Raw genomic sequence first — 21268 nt, forward strand, 5'->3', positions numbered from 1 at the left:
AGAGGTAGAGGAAACATAACGTAAGCCGTGGGTTTTATCTAATGGATTTAATACTCGACGGTAAAATTTATGCTGTCGCTATAGCTGTCCTGTGGTTGCTCTGACTGGTTAGGATTAATTGTTGTAGTGTAACTAATGCTTTGAGTTAATCCTGTTCCGTTAGCTAGCAGCGGCGTTGTACTGTCCCAGACTGTCGATGTATTCGGATGATAGATATTGTACTGCAACATATTGGTTGAACTGCCTTTCATGCGACGCCATGGCGATTGAAAATGACTTCCGGAACTGAAATAGGCTTTATAGGGAGCCTGTAATGTACAGGTCAGAGTAACGCTTTGCGTAATTGACTGAAACTGTTCAACCAGTGGGCTGCTGGTAAATTGAACGTTAGGCGTGCTATTTATCACACAGTTATTGGTTACGGTTAGGTTGATTTGTATTGTACTGGTACCCGTAATCGGAGGATCGAGTGACACGCAGATGCCTAAAGCATTAAGTAAACAGATGCGCGCGTACCAAGTGATAATGACCGTGTCAGTATATATTCCTGCAGGAACGTTGGCCCCGGGAGATGTGCGCGTATAGATGGTCGTTGAACCGCCGGTACCAACCAATAATAGACCGAGCAAGTTTAATCCGCCGGGGCCGTAGTCCATTGCGGTGTTTAGCTTAAACGGATAGTTAGTCGTATTATCGCCATAAAGGGTATATGGGATCTTTGCCGTGGCATTTTGGGTATTGACTAAATTGAAGCCATTAGTGGTACTGGTAATGGTCCCATTAACCGTACTGGTACCAGCCAGACTGATACTTAATCCTGAGCAACTGAGTCCGCCGGGTCCTGAGGTGTTAAGGCTGGAGTTATAAACGTTAGACGCTGCCGCCGTACCTAAATTTTGTGGTACAGGAGTAACCGTAATGGTACAGCTTGCCTGAGCTGCTGAGGCGATTAATAGCCAACATAAAATAAAGAACAATACTACTGGTCGGAGCGGGCTCAGTTTATTGGCAGGTTGGGGACTGTTATTTATCTTCATTATTATCACCTGTTACAGACCAGCGTATTGAGTGAATGAATACCATTCGTCGGATGTTCTGGTAGCGTAAAATGGACCTGACATTGAGTGTTATCATCGGCTCGTAGAATAGTTAGCTTATTTTCTGCTGCTACATTTTCAAGATAAGAGTCACCGTCCCAACCGACGTAGCTCACGTCATCTCGATCGTTCAAATAGATAATGCTACCTTTAGGCAGTGGAGTACCTGATTCATCAACTAACGTCAGCGTTGCTGGTGTGATTTTGGTGACGGGAAATTCGATGAGCGTGCCGCTACTCTCTTTAATCGATCGGGTTTGTTCCACTACCGGTATTTTTACGTCTACCGGCAGGTTTACGGGGTCAATTTCATATTTACCATTGGCATAAGAGGTGACCGTGGGTATCAGTAAATATCCATTGTTATCTGTTTTACCTAATAGCTGATTTTCATAGCGGACCGGAACATCGGGATAACCGTCGGTTGATATTAAAGCAAAAGCATCGTTAATCGGTCTGGAAGCATAGATACTACGGCCCATTGCGACCAAAGAACCACTCAACTCCCCCCAGTAGGTATAGTTTTTGTCTCCATAAATACCGCCTTGAGCTTTGGCTTTTTGTGCCAGGTATTCCACTCCGGCCTGCTTATAGTCGCTTTGATTTCCTGAGTTTTTAGCATAGGACATGTTCCAGCCGATACCTCCGTCGGTTGGCGCTGCGCGGTTATAAGATGCCTGATGAGTCCATTTGTTATTGCTATCCCGGCTAGAACTCATTGAGGCTCCGCCCCAGTTACCTAACGGAATGCTAACAATAATTTGAGCGCTATATCCTTGCTGGCCGATTTCTCGATTGATTGAGGTATAGAGACTATTTTGCCCAAACACCGTGGTGCTATAAGAGATATTGGCCAGACGTAAGCGCGAGTTATCGAAGCGCTCGACGTCAAAATAGCCTATACCGATAGAGCCAAGATCGCCCAGCGTGGTGCTGCCGGTAATTTGGCTGGTTTTTTTATTGGGGCGATAGCTGCTTTTATAGTTTGAAAGGTCCCCGTAGCCATCACTACGTATCACTCTTTGAGCATTGATACTGAAATTGCGCTGAGTATAGGAATAACTGATTGAACGCTGATCTCCGCTATTCCGGTTTTGTTGTGGGTTATAAGGATCGTCTGACTGGGTAGCATCATCGTAATAGTCGTAGGCTTGATTTTCTGGTTTAAACGCACCGTCTTTAGCTTTACTTGTCGTGTATGAGCCACCCAGAACCCCAAACTGACCAAGCATAATATTACCTCCGGCGCCGCCAACCATCAGTTGGCTGGCTTTTTCTGCCCGGCCTTCCAGCGTTAGCCAGTTAGTCAACCCATAACGGAGTGTTCCACTGGCGGCGTTATTCTGATAATCAAAATTTTCCAGGCCATAGTTATTACGGATTTTTCCGCCAGATAAGCTGAAGTCGACTAACCCTTTTTGCAATAGCTCACTGGACACATAGAAGGGGACTGAAGTACTCACTTGGCGGCCCAATGGGTCTGTGACAACCACCGTAGCGTTACCCGCGCCGTTAATAAACGGAATAGTTGATATTGTAAAGGGTCCCGGGTTGACGTTAGTCGTGGAGTTTTTGAAACTATCAATATAAAGGTCAACTGAACTAGGAACCGCAGCCTGACCAGCAAACTGAGGGAGAGGATAGGTAATTAAATCAGGTCGGGTAGCAAAGTTACGTGACAGCTGTAGCCCGCCGAGTCTGACTGACGTCCCCCATGCTAAAGAACCGGTGATGATATCTCCTGCGCTGTACCTCAGCATGGATTTTTCATCATTGTAAAACCACTTAGTATCGTAACGAATATAGCGATTTTGTGACGAATTTACCTTTTCAGAATCAAATTGCTGGTTATAAATGCCGTTGTTGGAAACGATACCGAATGGCCCTAGCAAACGTTGTTCTGTAAACGCAGAGATATAATCACTTTGAGTAATTTCAGTTGAATGACTGGCATAAACGTCGTAGTTAAATAGCATTCCTAGCGTACTGTCTGAAGCTTCGTAACCTGCCGTTTTGTATTGCGATATATTTTGTTCAGGTAACCAGTCAGTAGGAATATTGACCAAAAGCTGCTGTGTTGCGCTTTCATAAGTCACATTCAAGCCTTTGACTGTGTCAATCTCAACTTCCGGTAAGTCATCGAACTTGATTGGCAACCCGAGGCTGTTGAAGTTCTCGGATGAAATATAGTAATGGCCGGAACGATGTATTACCGGTACAACGTTTTGTGACTGCTTGCCGTTGATAACAACTTCAAGCATCAGCGACATTTCGGGCAATTGCTGGGGGCTGTCCGCTTGTTTAGCGGTTGCGGTTTTAAGTTCTATTTCGACGTTTTCCATATCCGAAGGAGGGGGTAAATCCGCCAAAGCTACAGCTGGAATTAATAACAATAGACTGCTTGAGCAAAAAATGAATTTAGATAATACCGCTGAATATGATACAGGGGCCTCTACGGAGCTGGCTCCGTAGATCATTTTTAGCTTAATCAGCATCGAATTAGCGTTTTTCTAGTACTACAGGCGTTGGATTATTATTGATGAGTGCCTGCAGTTTTTCACTGCCATTAATCTGATTTGTTGGTAACTGTAGCGTCATGCTTGAATGTGCAAGAACGTAGCCTAACAGGCCTTCAACCAGAACTTTTTCACCACTGCCTGATGCGTTAGTAATATGTGATAAACGCGCGTGTACAACCCCATCGTTCTTAACTTCAAGCAATCGACGATTGTTCTGATTGATCACCCGATAGCTTAATTTGGGGGCGGTTGCTTTTTGTATATCCCTATTTTTACTGTAATCAGGATTGGTCCAAATACCTTGTCCGCTAACAAAAAGTGGTACTGAATAACGCATCTGGAAGTTAATTCCAACGCTGGCGGGTGATGATTCTGTTATTTCATCCGGCTTTTTGGCTCTGGGGGCCTCATCAACGATAATTCGATAGGCCCTTTCCTGGTTAGGTTGAACTTTTATATTCTTGATTAACCTGATTAGTTGGCGCTTACCTGGCTCAATCAGTGCGAATGGCGGACTGACTGCAATATCAGTTTGTTTAGTATATTGATTATCATTATCTGACTGCTTCCATTCAAATACCCTGATTTGCATATATACCGGCTTATCATCTTTGTTTTCCAGCCAAAGAGAGGCTGAATTTTGGTCATCTTCGATTACCGGATCGATGGGCCAAATAAGGATTGAACTTGCATATCCCTGTGGTAATGAATAGAAGCAAACCGAAACAAGCGTGCCAATAAAAAGCCATTTTAACGATCTTCTATTTTTCATTTGTGTCTTCCAAAAATAAATACTATTCAGTATGTTATGGTTACATTCACAGTATCGCTGTACTGACCTACCGCCGGTAATGCTGTAGTAGCAAACAGGCGGGCATATAAACTAAAAGGTTTCACAGTACCGTCGGCGGTATAGCTGTAGATTTGGCCGCCGTTACTGCCATTTCCCCAAACGGTGCTGTAATTACTATCTTGGTAGAGTTGATACCTCAGCGTGCTGGCCCCCGTTGTCATCTTCATAAAACGGCCATTGCTGACGCTGCCGCCGCTGTTTAGTCCGGCGTCAATGGCGATAGTAACGCTGATACCCGGCGTACATTTCACTACAACAGAGCCGGCATTCTGTGCTGAGACCAGGTTAATATCACTGAACAAGCTTGAGATATTGCCAAAGTTGATGTTGCCAAAGGTGGTAGGATCATTGCTTGCGCTGCCTAACATGCAGCCTTTAACAATGGAGGCATTAACGGTGAAGGGGTTACTCAGCGTTTGAGACGTAGCTTGAGGCGTTATTGATATATTGAGTAACAGAACCGTCGTTACGATCAGAGAATTTCGGTAATGGTTATCTGACAAACGCACAATGGTTTTCATCATATTCTTGCTACCAGCTCACGGTGACTTGGACTGTATCAGTGTAAGTATCGACGATGGGCGTTGATTGGGCTGGAAGCTGACCATAAACTGGAATCCATTCGGGTTGCCCTGTTCCGGGTCTGGTCACTCCGGTCGTATTATTCCAAACGATCGAATCGTTAGCGTCGGTATAAAGGTTGTAATTAACGTGCTGACCTGAGGTTGCTCCGGTCATATATCGTTGGGCTACGTTGCCGCTATTACCGGTACTTAATACCACTTGATAATTTACGCCAGACGCACACTGGACCAAAATAGCCCCGGCGTTAGGTTGCCCTATCAGCCTGATGGTCTTATTTAAATAATAGAGCGTACCAAAATTGAGCGTACCGAAGGAGGTGGTTCCTGAGGTCGTAGTACCAGCGGTGCAGGCCGGTAAAACATTAACCGATACGGTCACTGTGGCTGATTTTGTCGCGGTTGTTCCAGTGCCAGAAATCATCCATAGCAGGAGAATCAATAACCGCATCCTTGGTTGATTCTGTTTTAACTGAGACGTCATTCCTTCACCCGAGATAGCACCGCTGCTAATAAATAGCGTTATATTATGGTAACGTATTGATTTACCAGTCAACGGTAACTAAAACGATATCACTGTATAAACCTTGAGCCGGTGTTGTTTGTGCCGGTACCAATCCATAAACGATCATATTGACGGCATTACCTGTTCCTTGAGCACTGAGTATGCCTGCACCCGCACTGTTCCAGGGGAGAGTACGGCTGGCATCTTGGAATAAGGAATAATTAATATAGTCATTGCTTGGGCTCACACCGCCGATTAACCGGCGTTGCGAACCAGTGGCATTCTGGCCGTTATCAAGCTTGACGGTATAAGGCAGAGCGGTAGTACATTGGATTTGTATTGCTCCGCTGGTACCTGTTGATTGCCCGGTGATAATATCTGCCAACGAAGAATACTGACCAAAGTCTAGGGTACCAAAATCATTGACCGCTCCTCCCGTACTGCCACCGGTAACGGAACAGCCGTTACCAATGGTTAGCTGAACGGTAAGATTCCCGTTAATCGTGCCCACAGCAAAAATATTTGAACTACATACCATGGCTGCAGTGCAGCCTAACGCAATCAACAGTTTTTTCATGCCAAACCCCGAAAATCATTTTGCTTAATAAGATGACTTACAGTTTAAGCGCCACCGTTAAACAACGCGCTCTGATAATAGTCACAATGGAATAATACAAATAAGCCTCTTTCAAGGGCCTGTAATGCATTAAAAGTAAATATAGTAAGTATTTTAAAAAGTTCCACTTACAAAAATATATAGTTAAAATAATAGTTTGTTAAATGCCGGGTGTATTTTTTAACCAATTGATTTTAATTTATTTTTTTAATTTTTCTTCTATGAATCTTCCTTAAAATATGAATTTATATACTTATAGGTTCATTCTATTTTTTGTTTTTTTATTACAAAATTAATTGATAGTTTTTATTGAATGTTTTGCATTGCTAGACTATTAATTTGTTATTTTTTGAGATGCGAGTATATATTGTCATCTCATTTTTTATATTTCAGCCATTCGGAATATAGTTCAGGGTAACTTCGGTTCTAAATTCAAATGTTGGGAAGGACAAATCAACATCTTCTTCTACCCATGTTTATTGGTTACACTAGGTTATAATGCCTATACCCGTCATACTTTAAGCTGCATCTTTGTTGGCTGCGCTTGCTCACCCGAATCACTTAGCTGAGTAAGCTCATCGAGGCAAGGCCCATTCATGGGCCTTGCCTCGATGAGGCCGCTGCAAGCAGCGTTCAAATCTGTTGCAGACAGATTGGTCGCTCTCTTGCCGACGCTATGCAACGCGAATTATTTGGGTATGTATACCACCAACCCACGATGCACCGGAGGCCGTAGTCTACTATGCCAAAAGCTAACCTTTCAGAAGTGTTGTTTAAACCTTCTTTTAAACATCCGGAAACGTCCACGTTGGTGAAACGAGTGACGCAGTCATCAGCCACCGTTCATTCGCCATTAGACGGTGAGACCGAATCTAATTGGTACCGTATGATCAATCGTCCAATGTGGGCATGGCGTGGTATCGATCCTATTGAGGTTGAAACCGTGTTGGCGCGTATTGCCGCATCTAAAAATCAGCGGACCAATGAAGCCTTACTAGATACTGTTGTCGGTTATCGGGGTGGGAATTGGATTTACGAATGGGCTAAAGAAGGGATGCTGTGGCAGAAAGAGGCTCAGGATCTGGCCTGTAAGGATCCGATAAAAGCCGGTAATTGCTGGTTAAAAGCCTCTAATTTCTACAGTATTGCCAGTTATCCGCATCTACGGGGAGATCGGTTAGCCGAGCAGGCTGAAATTCTGGCCGATCGCGCTTATCGTGAAGCCGCGGATCTCCTGCCTTTTGAGCTAAAACCCATCGATTTCAACGTAGATGGTGGCACGTTGACCGGATTTCTGCACGTTCCACCCACCGGGGATGCCCCTTATCCAACGGTATTGCTTTGCGGTGGGTTAGATAATTTCCAGAATGACTATTATCCGTTATTCCGAGACTACCTTGCCCCAAAAGGCATCGCCATGCTGTGTGTCGATTTGCCTTCTATTGGTTTCGCTTCGCGCTGGACGTTAACTGAAGATACCAGTGCGCTGCATCAACAGGTGCTTAACCAACTGGATCAGGTTGCTTGGATTGATAATCAACGTGTTGTTGCACTGGGCGTTCGTTTTGGTGCCAACGTCGCCGTTCGTCTGGCCTATCTTGAACCTCGCCGTTTGCGGGGAGTCGCCTGTATCGGGCCGATCGTGCACGAGCTATTAACTAATAAAGAGACTCAGCAGCGTATACCAAACGTATATCGGGATATTATTGCCAGTCGCTTGAAGTTAGATTCAACCACCGATAGTTTGCTATATATAGCATTAAATAATTACTCGCTGAAAACGCAAGGATTGCTCGGGCGACGCTGTTCGACGCCGATGTGCTCAGTTGCCTTTGAAAATGACATCTTCAGCCCTCCGTCTGAATCTAAGCTGATTTCCTCCTCCGCCAGTGAAGGAAAAGTGATTAACATTGCCTCAACGCCGTTAAGAAGTAGTTTTAGTAATGGATTACAGCAACTAACAGAGTGGATTAGTCAGAAATTATGTTAATATTCGGATGTTTTTTAACAAGCTGTTAAAAAGTTGAATCTCAGGAGTCAGCATCATGCTATTACCCAACGGTCATTCCAGAAGTCGGTTATTAAAAGAGTTTATTAGTTTAGGTCCCTATATTCGAGAATCTCAATGCAAAGGCAATCGCTATTTTTTCGATTGTTTGGCTGTTTGTGTAAGCAGTAAGCCTTCTCCTGAAAAGAGAGAGTTCTGGGGCTGGTGGATTGATATGGATGCTGACGAAGAAGGGTTTGTGTTTCATTGTCAGACCGGCCTTTTTGATAAATTAGGGGACTGGCAGCCAAAACCGATTAAAGATGCTGAAATCAAAAAAGAGATTGATGCCAATCTTCAGGAATTCTTGCAAAAGCTAGGTAACTATTTGACCTCAATTAAGCTCACTCTTCGCCCTATGGATGATGAGCAGGTCAAAAACATCGATAAATCTCCTGTCTGACAAATTATTTACTCTAATTCTCACTTATTTTGCGTTATGCCTGTTGGCATAACGCTCCACTCCTGCTAAAAAGGTTTTCTCGCTTTATTCTTAGAATTCAACGGCAGAACAATTATGAATAACAGCCAAACGTTGGTTGTCAAATTAGGCACCAGTGTTCTTACAGGTGGATCTTTACGTTTAAATCGTGCTCATATCGTTGAGCTGGTACGCCAGTGTGCGCATCAGCACGCATTGGGGCACCGAATTATTATTGTTACGTCGGGCGCAATTGCCGCCGGGCGGGAGCATCTTAACTACCCTGAACTTCCTACTACCATTGCTTCTAAACAGCTTTTGGCCGCAGTTGGGCAGAGTCGTTTGATTCAGCTATGGGAACAACTTTTCTCTATTTATGGCATTAATATTGGCCAAATGTTACTGACCCGGGCCGATCTTGAGGATCGTGAACGTTTTCTGAATGCCAGAGATACCATGTTAGCGCTGCTTGATAACCATATTGTACCGGTAATCAATGAGAATGACGCGGTTGCCACGGCTGAGATCAAAGTCGGTGACAACGATAATCTTTCGGCATTGGCGGCTATTCTTGGCGGTGCTGATAAGCTTTTATTATTGACTGACCAGCCGGGGCTGTTTACAGCGGATCCTCGCCATAACCCGGATGCCGAACTTATTCGTGAAGTTCATAGTATTGATGATGCATTAAGAGCCATTGCTGGCGATAGCATATCAGGGTTAGGAACTGGCGGTATGGCCACTAAGCTCCAGGCTGCAGATGTTGCTTGTCGCGCCGGAATTGATGTGATTATTGCGGCGGGTATTAAACCGGGCGTCATTGGTGATGTGATTAACGATGTTTCCGTTGGAACCCGTTTTCATGCTCAACCTTCGCCGCTGGAAAGTCGTAAACGCTGGATTTTTGGCGCACCGCCGGCGGGTGAAATCAGCGTAGATGATGGTGCCGTTCAGGCCATGTTGGAGCGCGGCAGCTCGTTATTACCGAAAGGTATTAAGAACGTCATCGGTAATTTTTCACGCGGTGAAGTGATTCGGATTCGCAATCTGGCCGGGCGCGATTTAGCCCACGGAGTGGCTCGTTATAATAGCGATGCTTTACGCATGATTGCCGGCTACCACTCTCAAGAGATAGATTCTATTCTAGGCTATGAATATGGCCCGGTTGCCGTTCACCGTGACGATATGATCATCAGCTAAGGGGTTTAACTATGTTAGAACAAATGGGGCAGGCAGCCAAAAAAGCCTCTTACCAGTTAGCGACATTAAGCTCAGCAAAGAAGAATCAGGCTCTGGCCGTTATGGCTGATACGCTGGAAGCTAATAGCGATGTCATTCTGTCCGCTAATGAAAAAGATATGGATGCGGCGAAAGCCTCCGGAACCAGTGAAGCGCTGCTCGACCGTCTGCTGCTTACGCCTTCTCGTTTAGCTGCAATCGCTAATGATGTTCGCCACGTTTGTCGTTTAGTCGATCCTGTCGGCCATATTATTGACGGGTCATTGCTCGACAGTGGCCTTAATCTTCAGCGTCGCCGGGTTCCGTTAGGGGTTGTTGGCGTTATTTATGAAGCCCGGCCTAATGTCACCATTGATGTAGCTTCTTTATGTTTGAAAACCGGGAATGCGGTAATTTTGCGCGGTGGTAAAGAGACGGTGCATACCAACAAAGCGATGGTTGAAGTGATTCAACTGGCGTTAAGTCAGTGTGGTTTGCCGGCAGCGGCTGTACAGTCTATTGATAATCCGGACCGTGAATTAATTAATCAATTACTCAAGTTAGATCGCTATGTGGATATGCTGATCCCTCGCGGTGGAGCTGCATTGCATCGTTTGTGTCGTGAGAATTCCACTATTCCGGTAATCATTGGTGGTATCGGTATTTGTCATACCTTCGTGGATGAAAGTGCCGATTTTGATAAGGCTCTGGCCATTATTGATAATGCAAAGACTCAGCGTCCGAGTACCTGTAATACGCTGGAAACTTTACTGGTTCAGCGCAGTATTGCATCAACTTTCTTGCCTAAGCTGAGTGAAAAAATGAAAGGAAGCGGGGTGACATTACACGCGTCACCTGAGGCTATGATGTATCTAAGTGGCGGTGAGGCCATCGTAGTTCCGGTGATTGATGAAGACTACGAAAAAGAGTGGTTGTCATTAGACTTAAATGTCACCGTTGTTGACGGATTAGATGAAGCTATCGGGCATATTCGTGCTCATGGCAGTGCCCATTCTGATGCCATTTTAACTCGTTCGCTTTCTAATGCAGACCGCTTTGTCGCCGAAGTTGATTCAGCCGCGGTATATGTTAATGCCAGCACGCGCTTTACCGATGGCGGACAGTTTGGATTAGGGGCGGAAGTCGCCGTAAGTACTCAAAAACTCCATGCCAGAGGTCCGATGGGGCTCGAAGCGCTAACCACCTATAAATGGATAGGCTACGGCGACGACCTTATTCGTCGCTGATATCGGTTGTTTTAATATGCCCGTTACTCTTTTTATCATGTAGTAACGGGTCTCATCCATCCCCTTTATAATCTGCGTTGATTAAACTAATAAATAATATTTATTATCATTTCAATATATTATCGGGCACTGTTGGTCTTTCCTCTAACTTTTAAAAGAACATACCATTTATTTTTAATTACTTCCGTTATTATTTTATTGTTATTTATTTTCATTTCGCGTGATTTTATTTTTTATCTTATTGTAATTTAAAGATAAAATTAATTTGTCGCCATTCTGTTTTATTTTTTTCATTCTGTGAACTTATACTATTAAAGATTAAGTTGGTCGTTGTCTTTATTTTATCTTATTGTTTGTAATGGGTTTTATATGTATATTTATTTAATATTCTTAATGATTTGGTTATACCGATCTATTGTGTCGCCTTGTTAGTCTTATCGATGTATTATTCTTTATTGTTGCTTTTTGAACTTACTTGACGATCTAAAAGGTTGTTTTTTTATTCTATTGTAGTTTAATTGGTGTGCTTTGTTCTTGGTGGGGCATTGGTAGTGCTTGGATGGGTATATTTTAAAATAACTTACTGAGATATCTGTTGATATTAGTTGGCATAATTCAATGTTAAGTTAATTTTTGATTTTTATTCTAATTGATGGAGTTTGATAGTTTTAATTGTCGGAATGAATTCTGAACGCTAAGCCATAAATATAATTAGAAATAAATGCGTTTTAATGCGCAATGGAAATAATACTAAAGGGAGTTATTCGATGAAGAAATTCAATTTAACCAAAATCAGTGCAATGCTAATAGTCACACTCAATACCACTGTAGTATACGCGATAGAAAGAGGCAGCATATACGGCGGAGAAACGGTAGGAGATGATGTGACGGTTATATCTTCTGCCTCACCTGAACCTACCTTTGTTGGGCATGCATTTGGTGTCTATGTTAATGCTGACTCACACGCAGTTGCCGGAGACCGTTTAACTATTATTGTTTCAGGTCAGGCTGCTGATGGTCTGCGCACTAACCCAAGTAATTCAAATGCTGTTGGGACCATTACAATTGGTGACGGTCTTTCTATTACGACCAAAGGGCTTAGTGCCGATGCCGTTAACCTGAATGGCTACAGTAAAGTGTTTATTGGCAATAATGCCGTTATGCGTACTGAATATACCGGAGATATCCCTTTACTGAAAGAAGGGGCTCATGGACTGAGGGCTAACTATGGCAGTCAGATTTATGTCGGAAATGGTTTAGATTTAACGACATTGGGCACTAAATCTTATGGTGTTTATGCTAATGGCTCCTACGGTTCGTTGGTTGATATTGGTTCTGACAGTAAAATTAAAACTCAGGGAACCAGTTCAACGGCAGCGCAAATATCAGGTACCGGCTCGAAATTGACCATTGGAGATCGAGCCCTATTTGATACGCAGGGGAACAGTGCCCATGGTATTTATGCTAATGGCCGCAATGGAACCATTGATATTGGTAATGACTTTATACTGAATACTGCGGGGGATAGTGCTCACGGTATTTATGCTTATGGTCGCGATGGGACTGTGGATATCGGTAATGGATTAATTCTCAATACGACGGGAGAGAAATCTTACGGCGTATACCTGTACGGAACGAAGAGCAGTACTCTGGTTTATAATAGTGATGTGACTTTAGGACAACAATCAACTATCCGTACTGAGGGAAATGGCTCTCATGCAGCCTATATGTACTCCTCTGACAGTTCTTTGACTCTGGGAGCTAAGTCCAATGTAACAACGTTGGGTGATGATGCTCATGGGCTCTATGTTTCTGGATTACAATCAAGCTCTACTACGGTGATTGGCGATAATGGCAAAATTGTTGCCGGTGATGGTATGACGATTAACACGTCAGGTAGTCAATCTCACGGGGCTTTTGTTAACTGGAATACTGGGCATATCGATTTTCTTGGCGGAGCTAATATCAGTACTACCGGGCCTGATAGTTATGCGATTTATGCCAATGCGGGTCAGATAACATCATTAACCGATGGCAAATATATCATCACTGGCAATATTCTTGCGGATAACAACGGGTTGATCGACCTGAGTATGACTGATGGTTCGATCTTTACCGGTACCTCGCAAAGCACCGGCAGTACCGACGGTATAATCAATTTAGCTATTTCGGGTAGTGCCAGCATTTGGGATATGAACGGCGATTCATCATTAACCGGGCTGAGGTTAGCAGATAATGCCACGCTAAAATTTAATCACGCTGACGCGTCATTTAAAACCCTTAACGTAACCAAAAACTATACCGGAACTGGTGGCCGTATTGTGATGAATACGGCTTTAGGGGATGACAATTCCCTGACTGATAAGCTAGTTATTAGCGGAAATACTTCCGGCTCGACTTTAGTCAAAGTGAATAATATTGGTGGCAATGGTGGATTAACCAATTTGGGTATCGAACTTATCCAAGTTCAGGGTGCATCTGACGGTGAGTTTGTTCAAGATGGCCGTATTATCGGTGGCGCTTTTGATTACTTCTTAAAGCGTGGCGATGACACCAAAGGCGCTGATGTTAAAAACTGGTATTTGACCTCAGTGTATACGCCGACTGAACCAGAACCAGAGCCGGAGCCAGAGCCAGAGCCGGGCGAGAAACCAAACCCTAAACCCAAGCCTGAGCCGGAACCTGAGCCAGTTAGAACCACTCGACCTGAAACCGCCAGCTATGCTGAAAACTTACGGGCGGCAAATACCTTATTTGTCACCAGGCTACACGATCGTAACGGGCATTTGCCCTATATTGATCCATTAACGGGTGAACAGCAGATCAGCGCTTTATGGATGAGGCAGGTTGGCGGACATAGCCGTATTCGTGATACCCGTAATCAATTTAAAACCACCAGTAATAGCTATGTTTTGCAATTAGGGGGGCATCTGATTGATGAAATCAACGATAATGGTGAATGGATCCTTGGTGTGATGGCAGGATATGCCAATAATCATAACTCTACTGATGCCAGATTAACCGGAACATCGTCCAAAGGGCGAGTTAATGGGTACAGCCTCGGAGTGTATGGCACCTGGTATCAGAATAAAGTTGATGAAACTGGTGGATACGTCGATTTATGGACGCTTTACAACTGGTTTAATAATACCGTTGAAGGGAAAGGTCTCTCATCTGAAAAGTATGATTCAGATGGTTTTACCGCATCGATTGAAGGCGGATATACCTTTAAGTTATCGGATAACCAAGGGGTAAATTACTATGTTCAACCTAAGGCTCAGGCCGTGTGGATGGGCGTAAAGGCTGATAATCATCGTGAATCTTCCGGTGTCGATGTTAGAGGAACGGGTAATGATAATGTTTTAACCCGCCTTGGCATAAGAGCTTTCTTTAAAGATGATAGTAAAACTAAGGATGAAACCAATTTACAGCCCTATATGGAAGCTAACTGGATTCATAATACGGAAAGTTTTGGCGTTAATATGGGTAATTACCAAGTGACTCAGGATGGAACAAAAAACACTTTTGAAGCTAAGTTAGGGTTATCTGGGCAAATAAATAAGAAAGTTAGCCTCTGGGGCGATGTGACACAGCAAATTGGTAGCCGCCATTACAGCGATACAGCCGGTATGGTAGGTATTAAATATCAGTTTTAACTAATTGAACCATTAAGCTTTTTATTAATATGTGACAAGTACTGCTGCAAAGGATGGCTAAATCTTTGCAGCAGCTTTTTTATTTAAAGACCATCAGGAAGTTATCATCTATTTATTATTAAAATAATTAAGGTAATATGCGGGCATAATAATATTGTCACAACACATCGGATGACATGGTGTTTGGTACAGCAATCTGGCGGCTCTGATTTTAGAAGGATCTTAAAATGAATAAAAAAGTCTATCGTTGCGTTTCTGTTATTCAGCTTGCTGAGAATGGTGATATTGAATTTGAGCAAAAGCCTACGGGTATCACTTTTTTGATGTTTGGCCTCTTTGCGCTGTTTTTTAATAAGAAAAGAAGAGTGCTGTGTAATAAGAATGATATTAAAGAAATAACGTCAAGCTCTAAGGCGATGACCGGTAAACTTATTGGTATTACAACTCAAAATACGATGTATATTCTAGAAATGAGGAATGCAGAAGCACAGTCTGAAGGGCTTAACCTGCTAAAATCAATTGAATGCGTCGCTTAATTTAAGTTATATAAATTAATATTAGCGGCTTAATCAGCTATTTGTTGTGTGTTTTTGCGGGCGCGAGCCAGTGTTTTGCTGGGCAATTCGCCAAAGGCTTTTCTATATTGTTCGGAGAAGCGGGCTAAATGTTGGAATCCCCACCTGTTGGCAACCTCAGAGACTGATGTGCTCTCAGTGCCCTGCATTAAATCGCGTAGTGCACCATTAAGCCTAATATTAATAAACCAACGGGTGGGAGTCATACCAACCGTTTTTTTAAAAATCAGTTCCATTGCACGCAGTGAGTAGCCGGTAAAATCTGCCAGTTCTGTTAATTTTACGTGTTGCTCCATATTCATTAACGCCAGATGTTCACTTCCCATTACAAGCTGGCCGTGAAAACGGTTAAGAGACAAAGATTTTGCATCCTCAATAATATTTTGCGGTGCGCATATTGCCTTAACATACGCACTCATCAAGTTATCTGAGAGCATTTTTGCAATGCTTGATGTTGCTGTATCTCTGAATTGACTCAATTTTTCTGCCATGACCAAAACATCCGCGACTTCTTGCTTGAGCTGTTCCAGAACTGCTGGTGTGATATGCAATGTGATTATTTGGTCAGTCGATAACTGGAACAAACCAGCAGAATATTGGTCTAGTGCTGCTTGAAGTGTTTGGCGCGATATAGAATAAGTAAACCATTGAGCGGCACCTGTTGCCTGATAAAGTACCTCTGTTCCCTCTGGATAGATCCGCATTCGCCCAGCTTCTACCGGAATACCATTGTAACGAGTGGACTCCGCACCTACGCTCATAAAACCGATATATATAGTGTTGGGGGCAACTTTACCTCTGGCTATTATAGGGAAATTATGGCTTCCGGACTCTAATTTAGTATCTCCAAGAGATAACCTAACGTGTTTTAAACTATCGCTATCAAAAGAAAGTAATCGATGTTCAAAATATCCACCATCAATGATGCTAACGGCCTTAATTGCATCAAGGCCTTGAAATGATGCCTGCTGATAATCGAATACAAATGGCATACTTTTCCTGCGAGCTATAGGGTCAGATAGATAAAGCGTTACATAACTGCCTCAATACATCAAATAAATATGTTAATAAAAATAGAGGCAGCAATAACTTATGTGTTTATTTAAGTCGGCTCGAAATAAAGGCTTGGTTATTAAGAGCAAGAGAAGTGGCGTAATGCATCGGGGCCAATATACAAAAATGCCAGCATCGGTAATGACTGGCATTTTAGGGTATTTTTAATCACTAGAAGTTGTTATAGCCTTTGGCGCGCATACATTCGCCGACCAGGTTAAACTGGTGCTGTTCAGATTCAAGCACTTGGCTCACCGGGCTATCCGTGTTTACAACGGTTAACGGATCGGCATGAAGACCATTATTGGCTGAAGATCTTGATTCGGCCTCGCACTGTTCTCTGTCCTGCGCTGCCATCTCTGCCGACATGCCTGACTTAGACCACTCCCCTGAATTTGAACCACTGCACCCAACCAATAAAAAGAGGGGGAATAAAGAGGCAAGTAATACTTTTTTCATTGTCACTCCGTTAGTTATTTTTAGTCTGAACTGTAACTGATTATAAATATAGACCACATCCGCGGTGGTAAATGACGATTATTGTTAAAATACAATAATAAATGATGCCACACCTATTTACTTACGACCTTCAAATATCATGCGTACTGCTAATCCGGCCAAAACAGTCCCCATTATCCAACGCTGAATGACAATCCATGCTGGCCTTCCCGTCAGAAAAACGGCAATCGACCCTGCGGTCATTGCGATCATGGCATTGATAGTCACACTGATAATAATTTGAATAGAGCCCAAAACCAGAGACTGACTAAGGATGCTGCCGTGGTCAGGCATCAGGAATTGAGGCATTAATGAAACGTACATAATGGCTATTTTGGGATTAAACAGGTTGGTAATAAAGCCCATCATAAACAGTTTTTTCGGGCTGTCTTTAGGTAGGTTTTTAACCTGAAAAGGAGAGCGGCCTCCGGGCTTGACTGCTTGCCATGCCAGATAAAGCAAATAAGCCACGCCACAAAAACGCAGAGCATCGTAAGCGTACGGCACAGCCATCATTAAGGTTGTGATTCCGAAGGCTGCGCAGAGCATGTAAAACACAAATCCCAGAGCAACGCCAATAAGAGAAATCAGCCCGGCAGTCCGTCCTTGGGAAATTGAACGTGAAACCAGATACAACATATTTGGGCCAGGGGTTAGAGCCATACCTAAGGATAAGAGAGCGAAAGCGGCGAGATGTGTGGTATCTGGCATGGCATGTTCCTCAATGCATAAATGTATAGCGCTAAAATAATAACTGGTAGCAACTTGTCTTATTGTTATATCTGATTTTTTCTTGATGGATAAGGCATTTATTTAATTTAGTGTCATATCCGATAATTTATTTTTTATTGTTTGAAATGGTTGTTTTAATCAACTAAATTAAGTTGATTAAAACAACCATCAGGGATAGCAATGGAACCTACCACATTACGTTATTGGTCACGCGCCTTAGTCAGAGAACTAGGCGTTATGGATAAATGGGTAAGCGAAACTCAACTTTCCCCGTTACAGGCCCATAGTTTGATTGAGCTCAGTGATAAACCGATGACCGGATTAGCACTTTCATCTGTATTGAAAATTGATAAATCAAGCGTTAGCCGAATCTTGCAGGGGTTGAATCAGAGAGGACTAATTGATACTCAATCTAATCCTGATGATGGCCGGAGTATGCTTAATAAAATAACGGCTGAAGGGCGGGAAGTATTGGCCGATTTGGAGCAAAAGGCTAATCTTTATAATGCCAAAATTCTCCAGCAGTTAGCCGATGATGAATACCAACAGCTGGTGCAATCGATGAAAAAATACGCCTCGGCGATACGCAGCGTAGCGAGGCAAAATGGCAGAACAATTACGATTCGTCCCCTTGAAGAGCGGGATAATACGGCGATTGCTGAGATTATTTTAGCGGTATTCGGTGAATATGGATTACTCGATCGGGAAGGATTTAGCTTTTCCGATCCTGCTTTATATCGGCTGTCAGAGATTTATTGTCAAAAGGGCAGCGGATATTGGGTAGTCGAACTTGATGGCGTAGTGTCCGGCGGTGTCGGTATTGCTCCGATGAACGACGGTTATTGCGAATTACAAAAGCTCTACTTTCTGCCAACGGTAAGAGGAATGGGTATTGCGAGGCGGATGATCATTAGTGCGCTTGAGTTTGCTCGTGAAGAAGGCTATCACTCTTGTTATCTTGAAAGTACTGCGGTATTAAAAGAGTCACTAAAGCTGTATCAGTCACTAGGCTTTGAATATATTACCGACCGAATCGGCGATAGCGGTCATCATGCCTGTGAAGTGTTAATGCTCAAATCTTTGAAGCCGTGAACGGCAGTAATGAGTAATAGCTAACGCGGGAAATAAGCCATACCCGCGTTACATTATCTTCGGCTACGGGCTAAGTCCGCCAGCCTGAAATAATAATTAGCATGCCGAGCAGGGCAATTCCGGCTCCGATCCAGTCAAACAGAGATAACTTCACGCCATCAACCACGCGCAGCCAAACCAGTGCGGTAGCGACATAAACGCCACCATAGGCGGCATAAACCCGCCCGCTGGCTGCCGGATGTAAACTCAACAACCAGACAAACAGTATCAGGCTACCCGCTGCCGGGACTAATAACCAGACCGATGCTGACTTTCTCAACCATAGATAGGGGAGGAAGCAGCCAACAATCTCAGCCAGCGCAGTGGCAAAAAAGAGTAAGAATATTTTAACCATAGGGGAAACCTGTGACAGACCACCAGGCTCAGTCCTGATGGCCCAATACTCTAACATGTTGCCGCTTAGTTATACCGTGCCTTTTTCAAAGGATAATAATCTTTCTTTAACCAGCAAACCGCCGTCATAGCCGGTAAGTGAGCCGTTACTACCAATAACCCGATGGCATGGAATAATCAGGCTGATGGGGTTAGTCCCGTTAGCCCGCCCAACTGCTCGTGATGCTTTTGGGTTACCTACGCGTGTTGCCAGCGTTTGATAGCTGATTGTCTGGCCAAATGGAATCTTACTTAACTCATTCCAGACTTTGACTTGGAAGGGCGTACCTTCCAGGCTCAGTGGTAGATCAAATTCAACCCGCTCGCCTTGTTCATATTGATGAACCTGATCGGCGACGAATTTAACCTGAGAGTCATCACGCGCCACTGAGGTTAATTGGGCATGTTGCAAATCATCATCAATGTTGAACGACAGACGGGCCAGCTTACCTGATTGATCCAGCCATACGGCAATAGGGCCAAATTGGCTATCAAATATACCCATAACCACAGTATTTCGCAAAGTACTAGCTTTCTGTTTCATGATTTTTCCTTAGGCTTTCCCATAGATAAGCCGTTGCCAGGGTGCGGAACGGAATAAAGGGTTTCATTAAGCGTTCAGCTTCTTCGGCTACGGGCCGTTTATCTAACTGATAAAATTGTTGTAAGGCCGTATGCAGTCCGCTATCTCCAACGGGAACACAGTCAGCAAAGCCCATCCCGCGCATTAAGGTATAGCGGGCAGTCCATGGGCCAATTCCTTTAATTTCACGCAATTTTTTTTCTGCCACTATTGCAGAGCCGAATTCCAAGTCGTCAATATTCAGTTCACCGCTGACAATCGCTTTCGCCGCGGCGATTAAATATTCTGATTTAGCTCTAGAGAAGCGGATGCCACTGAGTTGCTGGGGGGATAGCTGAGATATCGCCAGCGGTGTTGGGTGTATTTTCAGATCGCTTGCAGGTATTTCAACACCGGCTAGTTCAATCAGCGCCTGCCTCAGGCTGGCAGCAAACGTTAGGTTAATCTGTTGGCCAATAATCGCCCAGGTTAAGGCTTCAAAAGGCGTTGCGGTTAGTGGTATATAAATGTTTCTCGTCGGGCTAAGCAATTTTTCAACTTGCTTATTCGACTTAGTCAAACTGCGAAAGCCGCTGATGTCAGTATTAAGCCCCAGCAGGCGAATTACCTGTTGATGAATAATCACCCCGGCGGGGAGTTGACCCGCCTGATGAAGGGTATCGGAGTCTTGCCACCAACAATGGGCATAGCCGCCATCAACCGTCAGGTGAATAAGTACTGGCTTACCCTGAACCCATAAGCCTCTGCTCAGTGTCTGATGCTCCAGACGTTCTGATAGACTGTTTTTATCACGAAGATGGTAGCGCCAGGCATCTTCTGCTGAATAGTCAGCCGGTAGCTTAAGGCTGAATTTGGCCGACTCTCGCAACAGTCGATAGGCATTCGGCGTCATGGCCATTCGGCATAAGAATTGACGATGAAAACTGGCTTCACTGTCAAAGCCGGCGGACAGGCCAATATCCAGAATTCGATCGTTAGCATTGATTAATGCAATGCTGGCAGCATGAATACGTTCGCGGCATAGTAATTCAGCCGGTGAAATATGTGCGTGAACACGTACTAACTCATTCAGTTTTGTGGTGCTGATTCCGCAAACTTTAGCCATAGTCGTGACGCTTTTTATCTCATCCGGATTGGTGCGGATACGGATTAACATTTCACTGAATAATGTGTGATCCGGATTTTCTCCCCGATAAAAAAGATCGGGACGGCAGCGCTTACAAATGCGAAACCCTGCTTTTATTGCTGCTTGCTCGGTAGGTAAAAATTGGATGTTTTTTTGCAGTGGTTTTCGGGCCGGGCAAGAGGGCAGGCAATAGATACCGGTAGATTTAACACAGGTAAGAAACTTACCGTCGTAGGTACGGTCATGGTTCAGAATTATCTGGTACATGAAATCATCACTCCAGCGTAGAGATTTCATTTTCATTTTTACCTTCCCGTTTTGGTGTTATCGGTGTCTGTGCCAATACTCTCGTTATCTATACTCCTGATATTTTAAGCAACAGAGATTAGATAACATGATTGCCGGTAAAACTAGTGT

19 protein-coding genes are annotated in these 21268 nt (G+C 43.8%); 7 read left to right on the forward strand and 12 right to left on the reverse strand.

Annotated features, from left to right (window positions below; all coding sequences use genetic code 11):
• Positions 1-47: 47 nt before the first annotated feature.
• The 6 genes from YWE_RS0110620 to YWE_RS0110645 form a co-directional block, all read right to left on the reverse strand.
• A complete protein-coding gene (locus YWE_RS0110620; RefSeq protein WP_051323289.1) occupies positions 48-1037 on the reverse strand; it encodes a Csu type fimbrial protein in 990 nt (329 codons plus the stop codon).
• A gap of 5 nt (positions 1038-1042) precedes the next feature.
• Positions 1043-3439: a fimbria/pilus outer membrane usher protein gene (locus YWE_RS0110625; protein ID WP_227659970.1), complete on the reverse strand. Its 2397-nt coding sequence runs from the start codon at positions 3437-3439 to the stop codon at positions 1043-1045.
• 157 nt (positions 3440-3596) lie between these two features.
• On the reverse strand, positions 3597-4388 hold the full coding sequence (locus YWE_RS27065) for a fimbrial biogenesis chaperone (protein ID WP_071605857.1): 792 nt from the start codon (positions 4386-4388) through the stop codon (positions 3597-3599).
• Between the two features lie 26 nt (positions 4389-4414).
• The gene (locus YWE_RS0110635; protein ID WP_051323290.1) at positions 4415-4993 is read right to left on the reverse strand and encodes a Csu type fimbrial protein; all 579 of its coding nucleotides are present in this window, start codon (positions 4991-4993) and stop codon (positions 4415-4417) included.
• 7 nt (positions 4994-5000) lie between these two features.
• The gene (locus tag YWE_RS0110640) at positions 5001-5534 is read right to left on the reverse strand and encodes a Csu type fimbrial protein (protein ID WP_227659969.1); all 534 of its coding nucleotides are present in this window, start codon (positions 5532-5534) and stop codon (positions 5001-5003) included.
• A 61-nt stretch (positions 5535-5595) separates the two neighbouring features.
• Positions 5596-6132 carry a Csu type fimbrial protein gene (locus tag YWE_RS0110645; protein WP_029094517.1) on the reverse strand — a complete coding sequence of 179 codons (537 nt, stop codon included), beginning with the start codon at positions 6130-6132 and terminating at the stop codon, positions 5596-5598.
• Between the two features lie 781 nt (positions 6133-6913).
• On the opposite strand from YWE_RS0110645, the gene frsA reads away from it, so the two are divergent.
• The 6 genes from frsA (at position 6914) to YWE_RS0110675 (ending at position 15296) form a co-directional block, all read left to right on the forward strand.
• Positions 6914-8161 (forward strand): esterase FrsA, encoded by a 1248-nt coding sequence (gene frsA, locus YWE_RS0110650; RefSeq protein ID WP_029094518.1) that lies wholly within the window; start codon positions 6914-6916, stop codon positions 8159-8161.
• A gap of 55 nt (positions 8162-8216) precedes the next feature.
• Positions 8217-8621: a sigma factor-binding protein Crl gene (crl, locus tag YWE_RS0110655; RefSeq protein WP_029094519.1), complete on the forward strand. Its 405-nt coding sequence runs from the start codon at positions 8217-8219 to the stop codon at positions 8619-8621.
• 114 nt (positions 8622-8735) lie between these two features.
• Positions 8736-9839 (forward strand): glutamate 5-kinase, encoded by a 1104-nt coding sequence (proB, locus tag YWE_RS0110660; RefSeq protein WP_029094520.1) that lies wholly within the window; start codon positions 8736-8738, stop codon positions 9837-9839.
• A gap of 11 nt (positions 9840-9850) precedes the next feature.
• Complete coding sequence (proA, locus tag YWE_RS0110665; protein WP_029094521.1) at positions 9851-11104, forward strand: glutamate-5-semialdehyde dehydrogenase; 1254 nt, start codon at positions 9851-9853, stop codon at positions 11102-11104.
• Between the two features lie 767 nt (positions 11105-11871).
• Positions 11872-14760, forward strand: a complete 2889-nt coding sequence (locus tag YWE_RS30395) for an autotransporter outer membrane beta-barrel domain-containing protein (protein ID WP_051323291.1) — start codon at positions 11872-11874, stop codon at positions 14758-14760.
• Between the two features lie 227 nt (positions 14761-14987).
• Positions 14988-15296: a hypothetical protein gene (locus YWE_RS0110675; RefSeq protein ID WP_029094522.1), complete on the forward strand. Its 309-nt coding sequence runs from the start codon at positions 14988-14990 to the stop codon at positions 15294-15296.
• A gap of 29 nt (positions 15297-15325) precedes the next feature.
• Here the strand turns inward: YWE_RS0110675 and YWE_RS31650 are convergent, their stop codons facing one another.
• From YWE_RS31650 to YWE_RS0110690, 3 genes are all read right to left on the reverse strand, one after another.
• A complete protein-coding gene (locus tag YWE_RS31650; protein ID WP_036015724.1) occupies positions 15326-16327 on the reverse strand; it encodes a helix-turn-helix domain-containing protein in 1002 nt (333 codons plus the stop codon).
• A 232-nt stretch (positions 16328-16559) separates the two neighbouring features.
• Positions 16560-16847, reverse strand: coding sequence for a hypothetical protein (locus YWE_RS0110685; RefSeq protein ID WP_029094524.1), 288 nt, complete (start codon positions 16845-16847; stop codon positions 16560-16562).
• A gap of 117 nt (positions 16848-16964) precedes the next feature.
• A complete protein-coding gene (locus YWE_RS0110690) occupies positions 16965-17597 on the reverse strand; it encodes a LysE family translocator (RefSeq protein WP_029094525.1) in 633 nt (210 codons plus the stop codon).
• A gap of 201 nt (positions 17598-17798) precedes the next feature.
• On the opposite strand from YWE_RS0110690, the gene YWE_RS29580 reads away from it, so the two are divergent.
• Positions 17799-18710 carry a bifunctional helix-turn-helix transcriptional regulator/GNAT family N-acetyltransferase gene (locus tag YWE_RS29580; protein ID WP_029094526.1) on the forward strand — a complete coding sequence of 304 codons (912 nt, stop codon included), beginning with the start codon at positions 17799-17801 and terminating at the stop codon, positions 18708-18710.
• Positions 18711-18780: 70 nt separating this feature from the next.
• On the opposite strand, the gene YWE_RS0110700 is transcribed toward YWE_RS29580, so the two are convergent.
• From YWE_RS0110700 to YWE_RS0110710, 3 genes are all read right to left on the reverse strand, one after another.
• Positions 18781-19104 (reverse strand): YnfA family protein, encoded by a 324-nt coding sequence (locus YWE_RS0110700; RefSeq protein ID WP_029094527.1) that lies wholly within the window; start codon positions 19102-19104, stop codon positions 18781-18783.
• Positions 19105-19173: 69 nt separating this feature from the next.
• Positions 19174-19686, reverse strand: coding sequence for a methylated-DNA--[protein]-cysteine S-methyltransferase (locus YWE_RS0110705; protein ID WP_051323292.1), 513 nt, complete (start codon positions 19684-19686; stop codon positions 19174-19176).
• A complete protein-coding gene (locus YWE_RS0110710) occupies positions 19670-21154 on the reverse strand; it encodes a DNA-3-methyladenine glycosylase 2 family protein (protein WP_029094529.1) in 1485 nt (494 codons plus the stop codon). The genes YWE_RS0110705 and YWE_RS0110710 overlap by 17 nt, the downstream gene beginning before the upstream one ends.
• Positions 21155-21268: the final 114 nt, after the last annotated feature.

Origin of the sequence: Budvicia aquatica DSM 5075 = ATCC 35567, assembly GCF_000427805.1 — a bacterium.
Classification (GTDB): domain Bacteria; phylum Pseudomonadota; class Gammaproteobacteria; order Enterobacterales; family Enterobacteriaceae; genus Budvicia; species Budvicia aquatica.